We start from the raw sequence: 241 nt of genomic DNA, 5'->3' as shown, positions 1-241 counted from the left end.
CCCCCCCCCCCCCCCCCCCCCCCCCCCCCCCCCCCCCCCCCTCTCCAACCAGACGCCGCCCCCCCAGATGTAGCTCCGTCTCGTGGGCTCGGAGATGTGTATAAGAGACAGGCCGTGCAAGCTGGTCCGGCCGCCGGCACGTCCGGCGGGGGCCGCTCGTCCCTCGACCTCGACACGCCGGCCGTCGCGCCACCCGGCGTGTCGCTGTCTCTTATACACATCTGACGCTGCCGACGACGGA

The 241-nt window shown here is 73.9% G+C and carries 1 protein-coding gene; it reads left to right on the top strand.

Translation table 11 applies throughout. From position 1 onward, the window contains the following. Positions 1 to 96 precede the first annotated feature (96 nt). On the top strand, positions 97 to 225 hold the full coding sequence (locus tag ACR9ZK_RS22365; RefSeq protein WP_481344129.1) for a hypothetical protein: 129 nt from the start codon (positions 97 to 99) through the stop codon (positions 223 to 225). Positions 226 to 241: the final 16 nt, after the last annotated feature.

Source organism: Monashia sp. HAY1-5C (genome assembly GCF_056755255.1).
Note: the sequence above shows the minus strand (reverse complement) of the source record. Positions and strands in the feature narration are given on the sequence as shown.